We start from the raw sequence: 17,598 nt of genomic DNA on the forward strand, positions 1-17,598 counted from the left end.
GGCGATGGGCGTGAACGGGATAAGCGATGCGGATGTCGCCAATGAACTGATGCGGCTCGCGCGCGTGATTGCGCGCCACAATCAGCTTTATCATGCAAACGACGCCCCCGAGATCAGCGATGCTGAGTATGACGCGCTGGTGCGCCGCAATGCCGAACTGGAGGCGGCGTTTCCGCATTTGATCCGGCCCGATAGCCCGAGCCAGAAGGTGGGGCATGAGATCGCCGCTTCGCCGCTCGGCAAAGTCGCGCACGAGGTGCGAATGATGAGCCTCGACAACGCCTTTAGCGACGAGGAAGTGGAGGAGTTTGCCGCGCGGGTGCGCCGGTTCCTCAATCTTGCCGCCGATGCGGAAGTGATGATGACGGCGGAAGACAAGATCGACGGTCTGTCCTGCTCGCTGCGCTATGAGAATGGGCAGCTGGTGCGGGCGGCCACCCGCGGTGACGGGCAGGTGGGCGAAGACGTAACGCCCAATGCGGCGCACATTGCCGATATTCCGCAGGTGCTTAGGGGCGACGTGCCTGCCGTGTTCGAGATCCGGGGCGAAGTCTACATGGCCAAGGCTGACTTCCTTGCGCTCAATGCCGCGCAGGAAGCCAGCGGCGACAAGGTGTTTGCCAATCCGCGTAATGCCGCCGCAGGATCGCTGCGGCAGAAGGATGCCAGCGTTACGGCGGCACGTCCGCTGCGTTTTCTTGCGCATGGCTGGGGCGCGGCGAGCGAGGTTCCTTCCGAGACGCAGTTCGAAATGATGCAGTGTATCGCCGGTTGGGGCGTGCCGGTCTCGCCATTGCTGGTGCGCTGCGCATCAGTGGCTGCGATGACCGCGCATTACCGGGCCATCCAGGCCGCGCGCCCAGACTTGCCTTACGATATCGACGGGGTGGTCTACAAAGTCGATCGGCTCGATTGGCAAGAGCGGCTGGGCTTTGTGGCCAAAGCGCCGCGCTGGGCCATCGCACACAAGTTTCCCGCCGAACGCGCCGAGACGGTGATCGAGGCGATCGACATTCAGGTCGGGCGGACGGGCAAGCTGACCCCGGTTGGGCGGCTTCGGCCCGTGCTGGTTGGCGGCGTCACCGTTACGAACGTTACCTTGCACAACCGCGATGAGATCGGCCGCCTTGGTCTGCGCATCGGCGATCGCGTAGTGCTGCAACGCGCAGGCGACGTTATCCCGCAAGTTGTGGATAACTTGACGCGTGATGAAGTTCGAGCGGCTTACGCATTTCCAGCGCAATGCCCCGAATGTGGCTCGGAAGCGGCGACGCAAGACGATGAAGTCGATGTGCGCTGCTCGGGCGGGCTTGTCTGTCCGGCGCAGCGCACCGAGCGGCTGAAACACTTCGTCAGCCGCGGCGCGCTGGATATCGAGGGGTTTGGCGAGAAAACGATTGCCGAGTTCTTCGCTGCCGGTTGGCTGGAAAGCCCGGCTGATATCTTCAGGCTGCATCGCCGCCGCGCCGAGATTGCCCTGCGAGAAGGCTGGAAGGATAAGTCTGTGGATAACCTGTTGGCAGCGATTGAGGCCAAACGTGCGCCCGATGCCGCGCGGCTGCTGTTTGGCCTTGGCATCCGCCATGTCGGCGCGGTTACTGCACGTGATTTGTTGAAACGATTTGTGAGCCTCGCGGACCTGCGCGCGGTGGCTGAAAAATCGAAAGCTGGCGATAATGAGGCGGCGGCAGAACTGGCGTCAATCGACGGAGTAGGGCCGGTGGTGGCTGCGGCTTTGGGCGATTTCTTCCATGAGCTGCATAACATCGCGGTGTGGGATGATCTGCTTTCCGAAGTTGCGCCGCCGCCCTATGTTGTTGAAACCAAGGCGAGCGCGGTGGCAGGAAAGACCGTGGTGTTCACTGGCAAGCTCGAAACAATGAGCCGCGAGGAAGCCAAGGCGCAAGCCGAGATGCTCGGCGCGCGGACGGCGGGTTCGGTTTCTGCCAAGACAGATCTGGTAGTGGCAGGGCCGGGTGCGGGCTCGAAGTTGAAGCAGGCCGCAGCGCTTGGCATCGAAGTGATCGATGAGGCGGCGTGGGCGGATATCGTCGGGAAAGCAGGATAACGGCGATGGCGCTTCAAACTTGGTGGCTTTTTGTGATCACGGTATTCTTCGTTTCGGGAACACCGGGGCCCAACATGCTGCATGTCATGGCTCGCAGTGTCGAGCTCGGGCTTGCAGCGAGCGTGGCCGCGATGGCTGGATGCCTGATTGCGGTGCTCACACTGCTGTCCGCATCGGCCTTGGGCCTCACCGCGTTGCTGCTCGCGGTCCCCGGGGCTTTTGCGGTGCTGCGGTATGCCGGCGCTGCTTATCTGATGTATCTGGGCTACCGCGCATGGACCTCAAGGGAAATGCCGATCGCGCCTGACGGCGGAATGGGGCATGCTAGAATTGCGCCAGGGCGGGTCTTTCGGGGCGGCTTCGCGGTCGGCATCAGCAATCCTAAGGCGCTGCTGTTTGCCGCTGCTTTCCTGCCGCAATTCATCGATCCTGCGTTTCCTAAACTACCGCAATTTGCCGTGATGGTCGTCACCTTCACCGTGATCGAGACGGCATGGTACTTTGTTTATGCGCTGGGCGGACACAGCATGGCCGCGTTTCTGCGCCGTCCTGCGCCGCGTCGTGCTTTCAACCGCTTTACCGGCGGGCTCTTCGTTGCATTTGGACTGGCCATGGCAGGATCGCGCTTATGAATCTTGAAGATATTGCCCGAATTGGCGGCGAAGCGGGCGCCTTGCTCAAGGCGCGCGGTCAGACCGTGGCTGTTGCCGATGGCGCAAGCGGTGGGCTTATCTCGGCGGGGCTGCTGGCCTTGCCGGGGGCCTCGGCCTATTACGTCGGCGGCGGCGTGATTTACACGCTCAAAGGCCGCCGCTTGTTGCTGGACCACGAGCCGGGCACCTTTCGCGCCTTCAAAGGTGTCACCGAGGATTATGCCTGCGCATTGGCCGAGGCAGTGCGGGCGCGCTTCGGCGCCGATTGGGGCATTGCCGAATCCGGCGCGGCCGGGCCGGGCGTGCACCCTTATGGCGTGCCATCCGGGCGCAGCGCCATCGCGGTGGTCGGGCCGAATGGCGCTGCGTCGATCGTTGTGGAAACCGGGCATGAAGACCGGCTTGCCAATATGGCGGCGTTTGCGGCGGGCGGGCTCGCCCTGCTGCGCGATACGCTCAGCGGCTAAGCCGCGCGCTGCGTCGCCGAAGCCACAAGATTGACCAGTCACCGCGCACCGTGCGCGCGGCCAGCCGGAAACCTGCTCGGCGATAGGCCGCGCGCACGGCGGCTTCCTGCGTTTGCAGCAGCCCGGCGAGCAGCAAGTTTCCGCCCCCCATCACGCTGCCTGCGAAATCCGGCGCGAGTTCGATCAGCGGCCCGGCGAGGATATTGGCAATCACCAGATCATAAGGCGCAGCAGCGCGGAGCAAGGGATGGGCCATGCCCGGGGCGATCACCACCGTCAGCTGACCGGGGCCTTGTCCGGTTGCAATCGCGTTGGCCGCAATGTTTTCGGCAATCACCGGGGCGCAGACCGGGTCGATATCGCTGGCGATGGCGCGGGTGCGCGGCCACAGGTGCAGCGCGGCAAACGCCAGCAAGCCAGTGCCAGTGCCGATATCTGCCATGTTCTGCACGCGCAGCCCCCGCGCGCGCATGTGCGCCAGCATGGCGAGGCAGCCCGCCGTGGTCGCGTGCTGGCCCGTCCCAAATGCCTGACTTGCCGGAATCGTGAAGTTTTTCAGGCCGATTTGATCCGGGAAATCCGGCGTATGGATATAGAATGGACCTTCGAGGATCGGTTCGGTCCCCTGCTGGCTCAGCGTGATCCAATCCTCATCGGCCAGTTCCTGCGCAATCAATTCGGGCACGCACTCAGTGAACAGCGCTGCGATCGCCGCGCGGTCCGCGCCGGAGGGCGAGCGTTCCAGCCACACTTCCAATTGCCACTCGTCGGGCTTGTCCTCGGCTATTTCGCTGCCCGCCAGAACCATGTCGTCCGGCCAATCGAGCGCATCTTCATGCGCGATCAGCGCCGCGCGAATGGTATCGGCGGACGCATAGGCGGTGATTTTCCAGCTCATTTGTTCTCGATCTTGGCGAGGCGTTCGCGTGCGGCTTGCACGATTGGCCCGCAGCCTTTTGCTGACAACAGCGGTTCGCTGCCCTCCATCCGTTCCAACATGCCGCTGGCGCCGGGATGCGGGGTTAAAACAATGCCGCACTGCCATTGTTCCACCGCGGCAAAAGTTTGCTTGAACATGGCGACGCGCTCGGGATGCTGCGCAAAGCGATAGGTGCCCAGCGCCAGCGCCGAGAGGCTGTCGAGATAGGTGAATTTCTGGCAGCTCGCTCGCGCGCAGCTTGTCCAACTCCAACTGGTCGAGCCTTCGGTGTGGCCCGGTGTTGCGCGCGCGGTGAGGACGATTGTCCCAATCTGAACTTTGTCTCCGTTCACAAGCTTGCGATCGACCTCGACAGGATCGAAGCCATGGATTTCCTGCACTTGCGGGTCATCTGCGCTGACCCTGCCGCTGGCCAGCACCGGGGCCGCCGCTTCGAGCGCCGCGACTTTGGCCCCGGTCGCGCGTTTCAGCGCCGCCAGCCCGCCAACGTGGTCGAAGTGCTCGTGGCTGGTCACGATCCAGCGGATATCGCGAGGTTTGAAACCAGCGGCCTTGATGTTTGCCACGATCGAAGGGGCTGCCTGCGCGGTCGCTGCATCGATCAGCACGTGGCCTTTGGGCGAAGTGAGCAGCAGAACGGAGACAGTGCAGGTGCCTACATACCACACATTGGCGAAAATCCGGGCTGGCGGCGCGGGGTCGGAGAAGTCCTCTTTCCCCGCGCACTGGCGCACCAGCGCCGCGCCAGCGGATGGATCGGCGGCGCGCAGGACTGGTTTGGCATGTGCATTAGGAGCCATTAGCGCGGCAATAGCGAGCATGAAGGCGCAAAGGGTGTTAGCGGACAAAGCTGGCTCCATTGGCGTCGATTACCGCGCCGGTCATGCTTGGCGGCGCATCGAGCGCGCAGAAGGCGGCGATGGTGGCGATTTCCTGCGGGGTTGCGACCCGGCCGAGCGGAATATCGGCAAGCAGGGCAGGGCCGCCTCTGCTCGCCAGATAATCGTCGGCCATCGCGGTTGCGGTGAACCCCGGGGTGATGGCGAAGCTCAGGATACCGTGCGCAGCATAACCGCGCGCGATGGTTTTATGCAGCGCGACCATGCCGCCCTTTGCCGCCGCATAATGCCAGTGCGCGGGCGAATCGCCGCGATAGGCCGCGCGGCTGGCGATATGGACGATCCGGCCGGGGACTCCGCGCTCAAGCCAGTGCCGCAACGCAAAGCGCGATAGTTGCGCGGCCGAGGTCAGATTGATCCGCAGCGTATCCTCCCACCCGTCAAGCCAGGCGATGTCCGATCCATCGAGCGGATTGGCCTCGAACAGACCGGCATTGTTGATGAGCACATCGATGGTGCCGCTGCTTAAATCGAGCGCCTGTTCCCACAAGCGCTGCGGCGCAGAAGGCTCGGCCAAATCGGCACCGATCACGCCGGGTGCCGGGCGGCGGCCATGGGACAAAACCTGAGCACCGCGCAAGGTGAGCGTCTCGGCGATAGCCGCGCCGATGCCGCGGGTCGAGCCAGTGACAAGGATTATGGAGCTGGTCATACCCCAGTGCTCTAACAGGCCGCGCCGGGCATGGCCACAATTGCCCTTCGGCATGGTTGCGCGAAGAAGCAATTCGACTAATAGGAGCCTTGTTCGGAGCCGGTTTTTTGGGTGGTTCCATTGTTGTTACGGAGGTTTGGATGGCGCAAGCGCGCAGCAGTCGGCCACTTTCGCCGCATCTCCAGGTCTGGCGCTGGGGCCCGGCAATGCTGGTTTCGATCCTTCACCGGGTCACCGGCAATGGGCTCGCCTTTGTCGGCCTTGGCTTGTTGCTTTGGTGGACCGGCGCTCTTGCCAGCGGGCCCGAGGCGTACAACGACTTCCTCAACTGGGTCTGGATCGGTGAGGGCGGCAGCTTCCCGTTCGTGACCGCGATCCTTGGAAAAGTTGTGCTGGTTGGCCTGACTTGGGCGTTTTTCCAGCATATGGCGACCGGCCTGCGGCACTTCGTGCTTGATGTTGGCGCGGGTTATGAACTCGAAGCAAACGCGCGTTGGTCGGTCATCACATTGGCGTTCGCGGGGCTCGCCACCGCATTGTTCTGGGCGTTCGTGTTGCTGCGCTGATCGGCGCGGTTTCATGGTTCGGCATTATTTGAGCCTTTGGGGGTTTCATGGGTAACGGTACATCAATCGGCCGCGTGCGCGGCCTCGGTTCCAGCCATCATGGCGCGCATCACTGGTTGGCCTCGCGCCTCAGCGCGGTGGGCAATCTCGTTCTGATCCCGTTTTTGATGGTCAGCCTCGCTCTGATGCCGACGCATGATTTTGCAACGGTGCATGCATGGGCGGCCAAGCCCATCCCCTCGACTGCGCTGGTGCTGATCATGATCAACACATTCTACCATGCCCGGCTGGGCGTGCAGGTCATGCTTGAGGATTATGTGCACGAGGAAAGCGGCAAAGTCGCGGTCTGGCTGCTCGTTAACACTTTGCCACTCGCCGGCGCTGCCTATGGCATCATCTCGGTCATCCGTATCGCGCTTGGGAGCGCTTGAATCATGGCTACTTCGCATTCATCGCAGCCCGCCTACAAGATCATCGACCACACTTACGACACTGTCGTGGTCGGCGCGGGCGGTTCTGGCCTGCGCGCCACCATGGGCAGCGCGCAAGCAGGCCTGCGTACCGCCTGCATCACCAAAGTGTTCCCGACCCGCAGCCATACAGTCGCGGCGCAAGGCGGCATCGCTGCCAGCCTTGGCAACAATACGCCCGATCATTGGACCTGGCACATGTACGACACCGTCAAGGGGTCGGACTGGCTGGGCGATCAGGACGCGATCGAATACATGGTGCGCGAAGCCCCGGCAGCGGTTTACGAGCTGGAGCACGCCGGCGTGCCGTTCAGCCGCAATCCCGAGGGCACCATCTATCAGCGCCCGTTTGGCGGGCACATGCAGAACATGGGCGCAGGCCCGCCAGTGCAGCGCACTTGCGCCGCCGCTGACCGCACCGGCCATGCCATGCTGCACGCTCTTTATCAGCAGAGCCTGAAGTACGACGCCGACTTCTTCATCGAATACTTCGCCATCGATCTGATCATGGAAAAAGGCGCGGATGGCGTTCCCGTCTGCCGCGGCGTGATCGCGATGTGCCTCGATGATGGGTCGATCCACCGCTTCCGCAGCCACGCCGTCGTGCTGGCGACGGGCGGCTATGGCCGGTCATACTTTACCGCGACTTCGGCGCATACTTGCACTGGCGACGGCGCGGGCATGGTGCTGCGCGCCGGCCTGCCGTTGCAGGATATGGAATTCGTGCAGTTCCACCCCACCGGCATCTATGGCGCGGGTGTGCTCATCACCGAGGGTGCGCGAGGCGAGGGTGGGTATCTCACCAACTCCGAAGGCGAGCGCTTCATGGAGCGCTATGCTCCTTCGGCCAAGGATCTGGCGAGCCGCGACGTGGTTTCGCGCTCGATGGCGCTCGAAATCCGCGAAGGGCGCGGTGTCGGGCCGAACAAGGACCACATCTACCTGCATCTGGATCATATTGATTCGAAGGTGCTCGGCGAGCGCCTGCCGGGCATCACCGAGAGCGGCAAAATCTTTGCGGGCGTCGATCTGACCCGGCAACCCCTGCCGGTCGTCCCCACCGTCCATTATAACATGGGCGGCATTCCGTGCAATTATCACGGCGAAGTCGTCACCATCGGCGCTGACGGCAATCCGGAAACGATTATCCCCGGCCTGTTTGCGGTGGGCGAAGCGGCGTGCGTATCGGTTCACGGTGCGAACCGGCTCGGCTCGAACTCGCTGATCGATCTGGTCGTGTTCGGCCGCGCAACCGGCCTGCGCCTCAAAGAGCTGATCAAGCCAGGCTCGGCGCATGCGTCGCTGCCTGCGGACAGTGCGGACATGGCGCTCGCCCGCCTTGATCATTTCCGCCACGCCAATGGCAGCTCGCCGACAGCGGCGGTGCGGCTTGAAATGCAGCGCACGATGTCGGCGCACGCCGCCGTGTTCCGCACCGACGAGTTGATGGCCGAGGGTAAGACCAAGCTGACCGCGACATACGAGCGGATGCAGGACATCAAGGTTTCGGACCGTTCGCTGATCTGGAACTCGGACCTGATCGAAACGCTCGAACTCGATAACCTGATCGGCCAGTCGGTCGTGACGATGCATTCGGCCTACAACCGCAAGGAAAGCCGCGGCGCGCATGCGCACGAAGATTTCCCCGATCGCAACGATGGCGAGTGGATGAAGCACACAGCCGCGTGGTTCGACGGCTGGGGCGGCAAGGGCGGCGCGGTGAAAATCGACTACCGCCCGGTGCATGAATATACGCTCACCGATGAAGTGGCGTATATCGAGCCGAAGAAGCGGGTTTATTGATGCTGGGGTGGCTGCGACGAAGGATGGAAAGAGAGTTTCGAACGCTAGCTTTCCAGACCTTTAGGGCAGCCACTGATTCCGCAATGCCGCTTCTTTGCTCTGCAAAAGGCGGTTTCGACTCATCGGATGTTTATCAAAATTTCTAGCGAATTTCTGTTGAGTTGATTGAGTGCCTCGCGAACGGTGAAAAGCCGTCGTTGGATTTGCGCAAGCGGTGTGTCGAAGCAAATCGGCAATTGCGCCGCTTATATGACCAGTTCGGGCCAGTTGGTGGAAAACCGTTTGATCAAGAATACGCGCCGTTGGGCGGATGGACACTTTACTTTGAAATGAACTCGTCCGAAGTTCACTTAGTTACGGATATTGGAAAAATTAGGCAGCTTGTCGCTGACGATAAATCCACGCATTCTAATTTTTATTTTGCGGTTTCATTTGTCCTTTTCGCAGCATTCATAGCGCGGAAATGCTTCGTCGTGCCAGCGGTCTATATTGAAACTCTCGTCAATCGGACTGGCCAACCCGTCATCGATGGCTGCGAGCAGCTTCGATTTAAACGCCGCTGCCAAGAACTTATCAAAATCGAACGGCGTCGCTGGCCCACTTTCCTCACCCTCACGGATAGCCGCCCGCAACGCCTCAATGCGGATATCGCGCTCTTCGTGCAACCGCAAGGCATCCCGGATCACTTCGCTGGTGGAGCCAAATTCGCCAGTTTCAACTTTTCGCCGGGCGTAAGCGGCAAAGTGCTCCCTGAGCGCGATGGAGGTGGTTTTGACTGCCATGCGTTTAAACTACTAGATATTGGTAGTTTTGTCGATCTGGCGAAAGGTAAGCATCCAGTGGAGGGGCGCAACCCCGCAACGCTAGCGCCAGCTACGAACTTGCTGGCCGCGCCGGATAACGGCAGCCTCGCTGCAGCCCGACACCTTTGAGGAAGGCGCGGCGCACCGAGCCTGCGTAGACGGCGACCTGCCAGCGGCGCTCATGGTTGTTGGCGCCGGAGATTTCACGGATCACGCCTTCGAACGGAATGAGCGACCCGACGATTGATTTTGCCACTTGGCCAGCCGCATTTCCGCGCTTTTCGCCGCGTGTTTTCTCCGCGATCGCATCAATGTCATCGCCCAGCACGGCGTCGAGATTGCGTACAGCGGTCTGTATGCGTGAGCAGGTCTTCAAGCCGACCAGCGAATAGGGCCGTTCGATCGCGGCCTGCAGCACTTCGGGAACCGCCTTTTTCTTGAGATTGATATCGCTAAGCGGCTTGGTAACGACATCGTTCGCGGTCACATTGCCGGGATCAACCGCGGTCTGCGCAAGCGCGGGTGCTACAAGCGCAGCGGTCAGCGCAAGTGCTATAAGGGGCCGAGGTATCATTGGGGAAATCCTTGTTTTCCGCTCAACGCATCGCTGCCGATTACGTTCCTTGTGCCTTCAAGCAAATGTATCGCATTGCGCGGGGTCGCCGGCTTCGAGCCCCTTGTGCAGCCATTGCATGCGCTGTTCGGAGGAGCCGTGGGTAAACGCTTGCTCGACCGGCCGCCGTCCGGCTGCTCTCATCAAGGCATCGTCGCCGATCTGGTGCGCGGCGCGCATGCCTTCTTCGACATCGCCCGGCTCGATCCGGTCCTTGTTAAGCGCCGCCCATACCCCGGCATAGCAATCGGCCTGCAGTTCAAGCTTGACCGACATCTGGTTGGCGCGGCTCGGGTCGCGTTGCTGGGCGCTTTGCACTTTGGCCGATAGACCGGTGAGGTTCTGGATGTGATGGCCATATTCGTGCGCCATCACATAGGCCCGGGCAAAATCGCCGCCAGCGCCCATCTGTTTGTCCATCTCGTTGAAGAAATCGGTGTCGATGTAGATGCCCCTGTCGGGCGGGCAATAAAACGGCCCCATCGCGCTCTGCGCCGCGCCGCAGCCCGAATTGCCAGACCGGGCGTAGAACACCAGCTTTGGCGGCGCGAACTCTGCGCTGGATTGCTGGAAGATGGGCGCCCAGGTTTTGTTGAGCGAGGCGAGGGCATTGCAGTTTTCGCGGCTGAAGGCGTTGACATTGCAGCTCTCGGTGACCGAGTTGCCGCTTTGCTGCGGGCCGATTGCGCTCTGCTGGCCGCCGCCCACGAGATTGCCGAGGCCGCCAAACAGTGCCATCCCGATGACAACGACAATCACACCGCCAATGCCGAAGCGGCTGCCGATCATCGCCAGCAGTGCAAAAGGCAATCCGCCGCCGCCTCCCCCGCCAAACGAGGGGCCGCCGCTGCCGCGCTGATCTTCCACATCGATTGAATTGTCGGAATCGTCGAGCCGCATGCTGGTTCCTTTGGTTCGCTTGCCTGGTGCTCAGTTTCAAAGGGTGCGGCACCGCTGCTTTGTATGTCACGCTAGGTGACCGTTTTTCAAGGTTGCTACATTGGTCCCTTGCGTCACCCGGTCACATTTGTCAGCACTGTGTATGCGATGAAGTGTTTGGGGATAGCGATGGATCGTGGTGGCATCGGGCGGCTGGGGGGATTGGCAGTGCTGGCGCTGGCGCTGGCGCTGCCAATGATCGCGGTGCCTGTGCTTGCCGCCAAGGCAAAGCGCGAGACTGCGCTGGTGACCATGTTGCGTCAGCACGTCGAAACACTGGCCAGCGACGAGTTTGGCGGACGCGAACCGGGCACCGACAGCGAGACCAAGACCTTGCGCTATCTGGCTGGCCAGTGGTTCGATATCGGGCTGGAATCGGGCACGAACGACCCCGGCAACGCGTGGTTTGCCCCTGTCGATCTTGTGGAGCGCGAGCCGCTTCTGTCGCGCGCAAAGTTTATCCGCAGCCGCCGCGAGGTGGCGGTTCCGGCCGATGGTGTGTTTGTGGTTACCTCGGGGATCCGCAGCCTGATCGAAAATGCGCCTATGCTGTATATCGGGCCCGGCCATGGCGGACCCACGGCGCGGACAGAACTTGCCGGGCGAATCGCGGTGGTGTTTGATAGTCAGGCACCCCAGCGCATCGGTGACAAGGAGATCGACCGGGCCGGACGCCTGCTCGATGGCGGCGCGGCGGCCGTGCTGACCGTGCTTGATGGTGATCGCGCGATCGAGGATGTCATCGCCCGCCGCCGCCGCGCGGGGTATGCGCTGGCGAGCGAGCGGTTGGGCGGCGATATCGAAGTGTTTATTTCGCCCGCTGCGGCAGAAGTGCTCATGGCAGCGCCGGGCGGGGGCAATCTGGCCGCGCTGCGCCAGGCAGGGGACGCACCCGACTTTGCCGCGAAGTTGATCGGGGTGAATGCCACATTCGAGGCAACCAGCCGTGAAACCCGTATCAAGACGCACAACCTGATCGGCAAGCTGGAAGGGCGGCGCAGCGATACCGGTGCTGTTTTGATGATCGCTCATTGGGATCATTTCGGCAAATGTGCCGCTCCGCCGGCGGAAGATCTGATCTGCAACGGGGCGGTGGACAACGCCAGCGGGCTCGCGGTGCTTACCGAAACAGCGCGGCTGCTGGCGAGCGGCCGTCCGCTTGAGCGCGATGTCTATTTCCTGGCGACGACCGGGGAGGAGCTTGGCCTGCTTGGGGCGCTGGCGTTCACCGAGAATCCGCCGATCCCGCTGGATCGGTTTGTCGCAGCGTTCAATGTCGACAGCACCGGGCTGGTGCCCGCCGGGCTTCCTGTCAGTATCGTGGGCAAAGGGACAACCGGGCTCGATGCCGGGATCGCCCGCGTCATCAAGGGGATGAAGCGCAAGTTCGTGACCGGCGATGCCGCAAATGCCTTTGCCAAACGCCAGGACGGCTGGATCTTTATCCAGCACGACCTGCCAACGGTCATGGTCAGCACCAGTTATTCGGACCCAGAACGGCTCGAGCAGTTCATGGATGATGTCTACCACCGGCCAAACGACGAGGCCGCGAAGGTCGAATATGGCGGGCTTTTGGATGACGTACAGATCCAAGTCGGACTGGTGCGGCACTTTGCCGACTCTAAAGCCTTCCCGCGCCCGGCGCGGCCGGCCCTAGCGCACGCGGCGAGTCTAATGCCCCCAAGCCACTAGCGCTTTGGCCGGGGCTTGATTAAATGGGCCGCCACGAATCTCCCTTTCTCGAAGTGGCAGTCCTGCATGGAAATCCCCCTTGGCCTTACTTTCGATGACGTGCTGCTGCGTCCCGGCCCATCGGACATGCTGCCAACCGAGGCTGACACCCGAACGCGTCTGACCCAGACCATCGCTCTTAATATCCCGGTGATATCCTCAGCGATGGATACCGTGACCGAAGCTGACATGGCGATTGTCATGGCCCAAGTGGGCGGAATTGGCGTGTTGCACCGCAATCTGTCGGTCGAAGAGCAATGCGCGGCGGTGCGCGCGGTAAAGCGCTTTGAGAGCGGCATGGTGGTCAATCCGATCACGATCACCCCGGATGCCACGCTGGGTGAAGCGCAGGCGTTGATGCGGACGAACCGGATCAGCGGCATTCCTGTCGTCGAGCGGAGCGGCGCGCTGGTGGGCATCCTGACCAACCGCGACGTTCGCTTTGCCGACAACCCGGCGCAGCCGGTGCGCGAATTGATGACCCACGAGAATCTGGCGACGGTCAAATTGGGCACGACCGGCGATGAAGCACGCCGTCTGCTCCATCAGCGCCGGATCGAAAAGCTGCTGGTGGTGGATGATCAGTTTCACTGCATCGGCCTGATCACCGTGAAGGACATCGAGAAAGCCGTTACTTATCCCAATGCGACCAAGGACTCGGCCGGACGTTTGCGGGTGGCGGCTGCCACCACCGTGGGCGACAAGGGACTTGCCCGCACACAGGCGTTGATCGAAGCCGAGTGCGACGTGATCATCATCGATACCGCGCACGGCCATAACCGCGATGTTGCGCGCGCGGTCGAAGCACTGAAGCGCCTGTCGAACACGGTGCAGGTGATCGCGGGCAATGTGGCGACCGCAGAGGCAACCCGGGCGCTGATCGACGCAGGCGCCGATGGCATCAAGATCGGCATCGGGCCGGGTTCGATCTGCACCACGCGGATCGTCGCGGGTGTCGGCGTGCCGCAGCTGACGGCGGTTATGGAATGCGCCGAAGAAGCCGAAAAGGCCAATATTCCGGTGATTGCCGATGGCGGCCTGCGGACATCGGGCGATGCGGCCAAGGCGCTGGCGGCCGGGGCCAGCACCATCATGATCGGCTCGATGCTGGCCGGGACCGAAGAAGCGCCGGGCGAGACCTTCCTCTATCAGGGCAGGGCATATAAGGCCTATCGTGGGATGGGGTCGGTCGGCGCGATGGCGCGAGGCTCGGCCGATCGCTATTTTCAGCAGGATATCAAGGATTCAGTGAAGCTCGTGCCCGAAGGCATCGAGGGCCAGGTGCCGTTCAAAGGTGCGGCCAAGGATGTGGTCCATCAGCTCGTGGGCGGGATCAAGGCGGCGATGGGCTATACCGGCAGCCGCACGATCGAAGATTTGCGCAAGAATGCCCGGTTCGTGCGGATCACCAATGCAGGTCTGCAGGAAAGCCACGTGCACGATGTTTCGATCACGCGTGAGGCACCGAATTATCCCTCGCGCTGATCAGGGCATCCGCCGTGCCCGGCGGAAGCTGGAACTCACCGCATGACCCCGGCCGCACGCGTGCAAGCCGCTATCGAAATCCTCGACGCGGTGATCGCTGCTGCGCGCACGCAAGGAGCCTCGGCGGATCGGATCGCGGCAGACTGGTTTCGCACTCGCCGGTTTGTGGGATCCAAGGATCGGCGGGCGATCCGTGATCTGGTGTGGGATGCGATCCGGGCGTGCGGCGAAGTGCCCGTGAGCGGGCGCGCCGCCGTTCTCCGGCTGGCCGCGAGCGACCCTGTGCTGACTGCGTTGTTCGATGGAACAAACTATGGACCGCCTCCGATTGGTTCGGGGGAGCGGGTCGCAGGCGGCGGGATCGCGCCCGTGTGGCTCGAAGCGCGGCTGGCCGCGAGCGGCCTGGCGCCTGAAGAGCAGGCGGCCTTGCTGACGCGCGCGCCGCTCGAAATCCGCGCCAACCGCCTGCGGATTACGCGCGAGGAGCTTGCGGCGCGCTTGCCGGTGGCTTCGGAGCCGACCATCGCGCCGGATGGTCTGCGTCTGCCCGCCGGGACCAATGCCGAGGCGTGGGACACGTTTGCCGATGGGCTGTTTGAGGTTCAGGACGGCGGCAGCCAGTTGGCCTGCCGCGCGCTTGACGTCCAGCCTGGGGAATCGGTAGTGGACTTGTGCGCGGGGGGAGGGGGCAAAACTCTCGCGCTTGCCGCGGCCATGCGCAATCATGGGCGGCTGCTGGCCTGCGATGTTGATCGAACGCGGCTGTCGCGGCTGCCGGTGCGCGCGGCGCGCGCCGGCGCGCTGGCCGGGACCCGGCTGCTCGATCCCGGCCGCGAAGCCGAGGCGCTGGCTGACTGGCTGGGCACAGCAGATGCCGTGCTGATAGACGCGCCGTGTTCCGGCACCGGCACCTGGCGGCGCAGCCCGGAAACGCGCTGGCGGCTCTCGCCCGCAGCGATTGCGCGTTATGCGGCAACGCAGGCGCATGTCTTGCGGCTGGGGGCGAAGCTGGTGAAGCCCGGGGGGCGGTTGACATACGTCGTATGCTCATTGCTGGACGAGGAAGGAGCGGATGTCGTGCGCAGCTTTTTGTCCGAGCATGGCGGCTGGGTGGTCGCCAATGATGCCGCGATAGCCGGAACCACACACGGTCCTGGCCTACGGCTCATGCCTTACAGCCATGGAACCGACGGCTTTTTCTTCACAACTCTGCGGCGCTTGTGATACGATCTGCAGGTATGGAACTCGGCCGAACATCAAAGCTCACGGGCCGGGTGATGGAGTTGTTGATGCGTTACTCGCCAGCCGCGTTTGCCTTGTCCCTGCTTGCCGCGGTTTCCGCCAGCACGGGGACTGCCAAGGTCGGCGACCCGGCTGATCCGCGCGCGCAGATCCTGCTGGAAGCGGGCCGCAGCCAGCTTGCGAACGGCGAAATCGACGCGGCAATTGACAATTTTGAGGCGGCGCTGACCATCGATCCCGGTTATCCCGGCACCTTTCTGGCGCTTGGGCAGGCTGCCCGCCGCGCTGGTCTGCAAGGCAAAGCCATTCATTACTATCGTCAGGCTCTGGCGCGTGAACCGAATAACCTTGCGGCAATTTCGGGCGAAGGCAGCGCCTTTGCCGAGAAGGGCGCGCTGGAGAAAGCCAAAGCCAATCTTGCGCGTCTTCAGGGATTATGCGGCAAGGCTTGCCCCGAGGCCGAGCAGCTTGCAGGGGTAATCGCCAAAGGTCCGATTGCCAAAGTTGTGACAGCCGAAGCCATCAAGCCTGCGCCCAAAGTCGAATCGAACTGATCACCTGCGCGGTTGCGGTGCGCACGAATAGTGCGCCGCCGGTTAAATCAGCGCGCGAAACTCCTCGACCACTTGCCGGTAAACGCGCTTCTTAAATGGCACGATGAGGTCCGGCAGCGTTTCCGGCTCGACCCATTTCCAATCGAGAAATTCGGGCTGATCATGCGCACCAAGGTTGATCTGGTGGTCCTCCCCGGTGAACCGCAACAGCAGCCAGCGCTGGCGCTGACCGCGAAAACGCCCGCCCCACAGCTTGCCCAGCAGTTCGCCGGGCAGGTCATAAAAATGCTCTTCCCGGCTTTCGGCGAGGATCGTCACCAGATCCTGGCCAATCCCGGTTTCTTCCCAAAGCTCGCGAAGTCCTGCGGGATGAAGGTCCTCGCCTTCATCAATCCCGCCTTGTGGCATTTGCCAGGCATCCCCTTCCTTGCTGTCGATGCGCTTGCCCACAAAGACCCGGCCATGGGCATTGACCAGCATCACCCCGACGCATGGGCGATAAGGTAGGCTGTCGAGGTCGGTGGTCATGTGGTCCTTTCCAGCAGCAGCTTAACCGCCGCGAAGATCGAATGAAGATCGGCTTGGGCGCTCGGGATCGCCTTGCGCACTTGAACAAAGCCATGGATCGTGCCCTTCATTTCAAGGAACACGACTTCGGCGCCGGCCCGGATGAGTTCCGCGCCATAGACACGGCCGCTATCGCGGATAGGGTCGAGGCCCGCTGTCACCAGAATGGTCGGCGGAGTTGCCGCGTGGTCGCCATAGAGCGGATAGGCACGAATGTCGCCCGGTACGGCGCTATAAGCGTCTGAAAACCAGTTCATCGTATCTGCTGTCAGCAGGAATCCTTCGCCAAAATCGTGGAATGACTGGTGATCCGGCTTGTCATCGCTCAGCGGATAGATCGGCACTTGCAACACCACTGGCGCAGCAGCGGGCTTCTCCGTCAGTGCCTGCGTGATCACGATCGCCAGATTGCCGCCGGCCGAATCGCCCATCGGGATCAGCCCGGTGATCTCGCGGCCGAGCGCGGCGGGGCTGCCCGCTATCCAGCGCGATGCCGCCTCGCAATCATCGGGGGCGGCGGGGAAGGGATGTTCGGGGGCGAGGCGGTAGTCCACCGCGATGACCGGCAGATCGAGCCCGGCAGCGATCTCGGTGCACAGGGCATGGTGGCTTTCAAGATCACCGATCACAAAGCCGCCGCCGTGATAGAAAACGACGGCGGGGCCCGGCCCGCGGGTTTCGCGGGCGTCATAAAGCCTCAGCGGAATGTCCCCCGCCGGCCCAGGGCAAGTAAGGTCCTTGATCACGGCAAGGTCACAAGGCGGCAGTTCCGCGACCGTGCCCATCATGACATAAGCCTGCCGCGCATCGGCAGCGCTCATCTGGCTCATTGCCAAGCCGCCGGTCGTCGCCAAAAAATCAAGAAACATCCTGACGTCCGGGCGAACGAAGTGGGCACCGCCTGTTTTGCTGTCAGCCATGGCTCTGCTCTCCAAATTGCAATCTCTCGATACCTCGGATTCGGGCACCGTTCTCACCGGTAAGTCGCCGGAACCTACTTGACCAGCCGGGACCATCGGTTTCCTGTCCATCCCATCATTTTGCCGGAGGGTGTAGCCCACGTGCATCCTCATGGCCATTGAAACGCCCGGGCATGCCATTACGGCCCATCAGGAGGATGGCCGCGCCCGATGCTGTCTGCCATAG

Annotated in this window: 18 protein-coding genes; 10 read left to right on the top strand and 8 right to left on the bottom strand. The window is 62.5% G+C overall.

Annotated elements, in window-relative coordinates; all coding sequences use genetic code 11:
• The first annotated feature begins 4 nt into the window (after positions 1-4).
• From ligA to Q0O40_RS00455, 3 genes are read left to right on the top strand one after another with little or no spacing between them, the layout of a single operon-like run.
• Entirely contained in the window at positions 5-2,068 is a 2,064-nt protein-coding gene (gene ligA / locus Q0O40_RS00445) for an NAD-dependent DNA ligase LigA (RefSeq protein WP_295524786.1), read from the top strand.
• Positions 2,069-2,073: 5 nt separating this feature from the next.
• Positions 2,074-2,700 (top strand): LysE family translocator, encoded by a 627-nt coding sequence (locus Q0O40_RS00450; RefSeq protein ID WP_295524788.1) that lies wholly within the window; start codon positions 2,074-2,076, stop codon positions 2,698-2,700.
• On the top strand, positions 2,697-3,188 hold the full coding sequence (locus Q0O40_RS00455; protein WP_295524789.1) for a CinA family protein: 492 nt from the start codon (positions 2,697-2,699) through the stop codon (positions 3,186-3,188). The genes Q0O40_RS00450 and Q0O40_RS00455 overlap by 4 nt, the downstream gene beginning before the upstream one ends.
• Here the strand turns inward: Q0O40_RS00455 and Q0O40_RS00460 are convergent.
• The 3 genes from Q0O40_RS00460 to Q0O40_RS00470 are packed head-to-tail and all read right to left on the bottom strand — an operon-like array spanning position 3,178 to position 5,679.
• The gene (locus Q0O40_RS00460) at positions 3,178-4,086 is read right to left on the bottom strand and encodes a 50S ribosomal protein L11 methyltransferase (RefSeq protein ID WP_295524791.1); all 909 of its coding nucleotides are present in this window, start codon (positions 4,084-4,086) and stop codon (positions 3,178-3,180) included. The genes Q0O40_RS00455 and Q0O40_RS00460 overlap by 11 nt on opposite strands.
• Positions 4,083-4,928 carry a subclass B3 metallo-beta-lactamase gene (bla, locus tag Q0O40_RS00465; RefSeq protein WP_295524793.1) on the bottom strand — a complete coding sequence of 282 codons (846 nt, stop codon included), beginning with the start codon at positions 4,926-4,928 and terminating at the stop codon, positions 4,083-4,085. Before bla ends, Q0O40_RS00460 begins: the two co-directional genes overlap by 4 nt.
• Before the next feature lie 37 nt (positions 4,929-4,965).
• Complete coding sequence (locus tag Q0O40_RS00470; RefSeq protein WP_295524795.1) at positions 4,966-5,679, bottom strand: SDR family NAD(P)-dependent oxidoreductase; 714 nt, start codon at positions 5,677-5,679, stop codon at positions 4,966-4,968.
• A 140-nt stretch (positions 5,680-5,819) separates the two neighbouring features.
• Between Q0O40_RS00470 and sdhC the strand changes: the two genes are divergently transcribed.
• The 3 genes from sdhC to sdhA are packed head-to-tail and all read left to right on the top strand — an operon-like array spanning position 5,820 to position 8,518.
• Positions 5,820-6,245 carry a succinate dehydrogenase, cytochrome b556 subunit gene (sdhC, locus tag Q0O40_RS00475; RefSeq protein WP_295524797.1) on the top strand — a complete coding sequence of 142 codons (426 nt, stop codon included), beginning with the start codon at positions 5,820-5,822 and terminating at the stop codon, positions 6,243-6,245.
• 47 nt (positions 6,246-6,292) lie between these two features.
• Positions 6,293-6,676: a succinate dehydrogenase, hydrophobic membrane anchor protein gene (gene sdhD, locus Q0O40_RS00480; protein WP_295524799.1), complete on the top strand. Its 384-nt coding sequence runs from the start codon at positions 6,293-6,295 to the stop codon at positions 6,674-6,676.
• 3 nt (positions 6,677-6,679) lie between these two features.
• Positions 6,680-8,518, top strand: a complete 1,839-nt coding sequence (gene sdhA, locus Q0O40_RS00485; RefSeq protein ID WP_295524801.1) for a succinate dehydrogenase flavoprotein subunit — start codon at positions 6,680-6,682, stop codon at positions 8,516-8,518.
• 428 nt (positions 8,519-8,946) lie between these two features.
• Here the strand turns inward: sdhA and Q0O40_RS00490 are convergent, their stop codons facing one another.
• The 3 genes from Q0O40_RS00490 to Q0O40_RS00500 form a co-directional block, all read right to left on the bottom strand.
• Positions 8,947-9,300: a type II toxin-antitoxin system ParD family antitoxin gene (locus Q0O40_RS00490; protein WP_295524803.1), complete on the bottom strand. Its 354-nt coding sequence runs from the start codon at positions 9,298-9,300 to the stop codon at positions 8,947-8,949.
• Between the two features lie 91 nt (positions 9,301-9,391).
• On the bottom strand, positions 9,392-9,895 hold the full coding sequence (locus Q0O40_RS00495; RefSeq protein WP_295524805.1) for a hypothetical protein: 504 nt from the start codon (positions 9,893-9,895) through the stop codon (positions 9,392-9,394).
• 57 nt (positions 9,896-9,952) lie between these two features.
• Positions 9,953-10,834, bottom strand: coding sequence for a neutral zinc metallopeptidase (locus Q0O40_RS00500; RefSeq protein WP_295524807.1), 882 nt, complete (start codon positions 10,832-10,834; stop codon positions 9,953-9,955).
• A 168-nt stretch (positions 10,835-11,002) separates the two neighbouring features.
• On the opposite strand from Q0O40_RS00500, the gene Q0O40_RS00505 reads away from it, so the two are divergent.
• The 4 genes from Q0O40_RS00505 to Q0O40_RS00520 all read left to right on the top strand — a co-directional run bounded on the left by Q0O40_RS00505 (position 11,003) and on the right by Q0O40_RS00520 (position 15,885).
• Positions 11,003-12,565: a M28 family peptidase gene (locus Q0O40_RS00505; protein ID WP_295524809.1), complete on the top strand. Its 1,563-nt coding sequence runs from the start codon at positions 11,003-11,005 to the stop codon at positions 12,563-12,565.
• Positions 12,566-12,631: 66 nt separating this feature from the next.
• Positions 12,632-14,089 carry an IMP dehydrogenase gene (gene guaB / locus Q0O40_RS00510; RefSeq protein WP_295524811.1) on the top strand — a complete coding sequence of 486 codons (1,458 nt, stop codon included), beginning with the start codon at positions 12,632-12,634 and terminating at the stop codon, positions 14,087-14,089.
• Positions 14,090-14,131: 42 nt separating this feature from the next.
• Positions 14,132-15,313, top strand: a complete 1,182-nt coding sequence (locus Q0O40_RS00515) for an RsmB/NOP family class I SAM-dependent RNA methyltransferase (RefSeq protein ID WP_295524813.1) — start codon at positions 14,132-14,134, stop codon at positions 15,311-15,313.
• A gap of 65 nt (positions 15,314-15,378) precedes the next feature.
• Complete coding sequence (locus Q0O40_RS00520; protein WP_295524815.1) at positions 15,379-15,885, top strand: hypothetical protein; 507 nt, start codon at positions 15,379-15,381, stop codon at positions 15,883-15,885.
• 42 nt (positions 15,886-15,927) lie between these two features.
• Here Q0O40_RS00520 and Q0O40_RS00525 read toward each other — a convergent pair whose 3' ends face one another.
• Positions 15,928-16,413, bottom strand: coding sequence for an RNA pyrophosphohydrolase (locus tag Q0O40_RS00525; RefSeq protein WP_295524817.1), 486 nt, complete (start codon positions 16,411-16,413; stop codon positions 15,928-15,930).
• Complete coding sequence (locus Q0O40_RS00530) at positions 16,410-17,372, bottom strand: alpha/beta hydrolase (protein ID WP_295524818.1); 963 nt, start codon at positions 17,370-17,372, stop codon at positions 16,410-16,412. Before Q0O40_RS00530 ends, Q0O40_RS00525 begins: the two co-directional genes overlap by 4 nt.
• Positions 17,373-17,598: the final 226 nt, after the last annotated feature.

Source organism: Novosphingobium sp. Chol11 (assembly GCF_945870625.1).
GTDB lineage: Bacteria > Pseudomonadota > Alphaproteobacteria > Sphingomonadales > Sphingomonadaceae > Novosphingobium.

What these genes read in the sequence shown, in the direction of transcription:
- ligA (WP_295524786.1), top strand. Translation starts at nt 5, where the DNA reads ATGGGCGTGAACGGGATAAGCGATGCGGATGTCGCCAATGAACTGATG.
- Q0O40_RS00455 (WP_295524789.1), top strand. Translation starts at nt 2,697, where the DNA reads ATGAATCTTGAAGATATTGCCCGAATTGGCGGCGAAGCGGGCGCCTTG.
- Q0O40_RS00515 (WP_295524813.1), top strand. Translation starts at nt 14,132, where the DNA reads ATGACCCCGGCCGCACGCGTGCAAGCCGCTATCGAAATCCTCGACGCG.
- sdhD (WP_295524799.1), top strand. Translation starts at nt 6,293, where the DNA reads ATGGGTAACGGTACATCAATCGGCCGCGTGCGCGGCCTCGGTTCCAGC.
- Q0O40_RS00500 (WP_295524807.1), bottom strand. Translation starts at nt 10,834, where the DNA reads ATGCGGCTCGACGATTCCGACAATTCAATCGATGTGGAAGATCAGCGC.
- Q0O40_RS00460 (WP_295524791.1), bottom strand. Translation starts at nt 4,086, where the DNA reads ATGAGCTGGAAAATCACCGCCTATGCGTCCGCCGATACCATTCGCGCG.
- sdhA (WP_295524801.1), top strand. Translation starts at nt 6,680, where the DNA reads ATGGCTACTTCGCATTCATCGCAGCCCGCCTACAAGATCATCGACCAC.
- Q0O40_RS00505 (WP_295524809.1), top strand. Translation starts at nt 11,003, where the DNA reads ATGGATCGTGGTGGCATCGGGCGGCTGGGGGGATTGGCAGTGCTGGCG.
- Q0O40_RS00525 (WP_295524817.1), bottom strand. Translation starts at nt 16,413, where the DNA reads ATGACCACCGACCTCGACAGCCTACCTTATCGCCCATGCGTCGGGGTG.
- Q0O40_RS00470 (WP_295524795.1), bottom strand. Translation starts at nt 5,679, where the DNA reads ATGACCAGCTCCATAATCCTTGTCACTGGCTCGACCCGCGGCATCGGC.
- Q0O40_RS00495 (WP_295524805.1), bottom strand. Translation starts at nt 9,895, where the DNA reads ATGATACCTCGGCCCCTTATAGCACTTGCGCTGACCGCTGCGCTTGTA.
- guaB (WP_295524811.1), top strand. Translation starts at nt 12,632, where the DNA reads ATGGAAATCCCCCTTGGCCTTACTTTCGATGACGTGCTGCTGCGTCCC.
- sdhC (WP_295524797.1), top strand. Translation starts at nt 5,820, where the DNA reads ATGGCGCAAGCGCGCAGCAGTCGGCCACTTTCGCCGCATCTCCAGGTC.
- bla (WP_295524793.1), bottom strand. Translation starts at nt 4,928, where the DNA reads ATGGCTCCTAATGCACATGCCAAACCAGTCCTGCGCGCCGCCGATCCA.
- Q0O40_RS00450 (WP_295524788.1), top strand. Translation starts at nt 2,074, where the DNA reads ATGGCGCTTCAAACTTGGTGGCTTTTTGTGATCACGGTATTCTTCGTT.
- Q0O40_RS00530 (WP_295524818.1), bottom strand. Translation starts at nt 17,372, where the DNA reads ATGGCTGACAGCAAAACAGGCGGTGCCCACTTCGTTCGCCCGGACGTC.
- Q0O40_RS00490 (WP_295524803.1), bottom strand. Translation starts at nt 9,300, where the DNA reads ATGGCAGTCAAAACCACCTCCATCGCGCTCAGGGAGCACTTTGCCGCT.
- Q0O40_RS00520 (WP_295524815.1), top strand. Translation starts at nt 15,379, where the DNA reads ATGCGTTACTCGCCAGCCGCGTTTGCCTTGTCCCTGCTTGCCGCGGTT.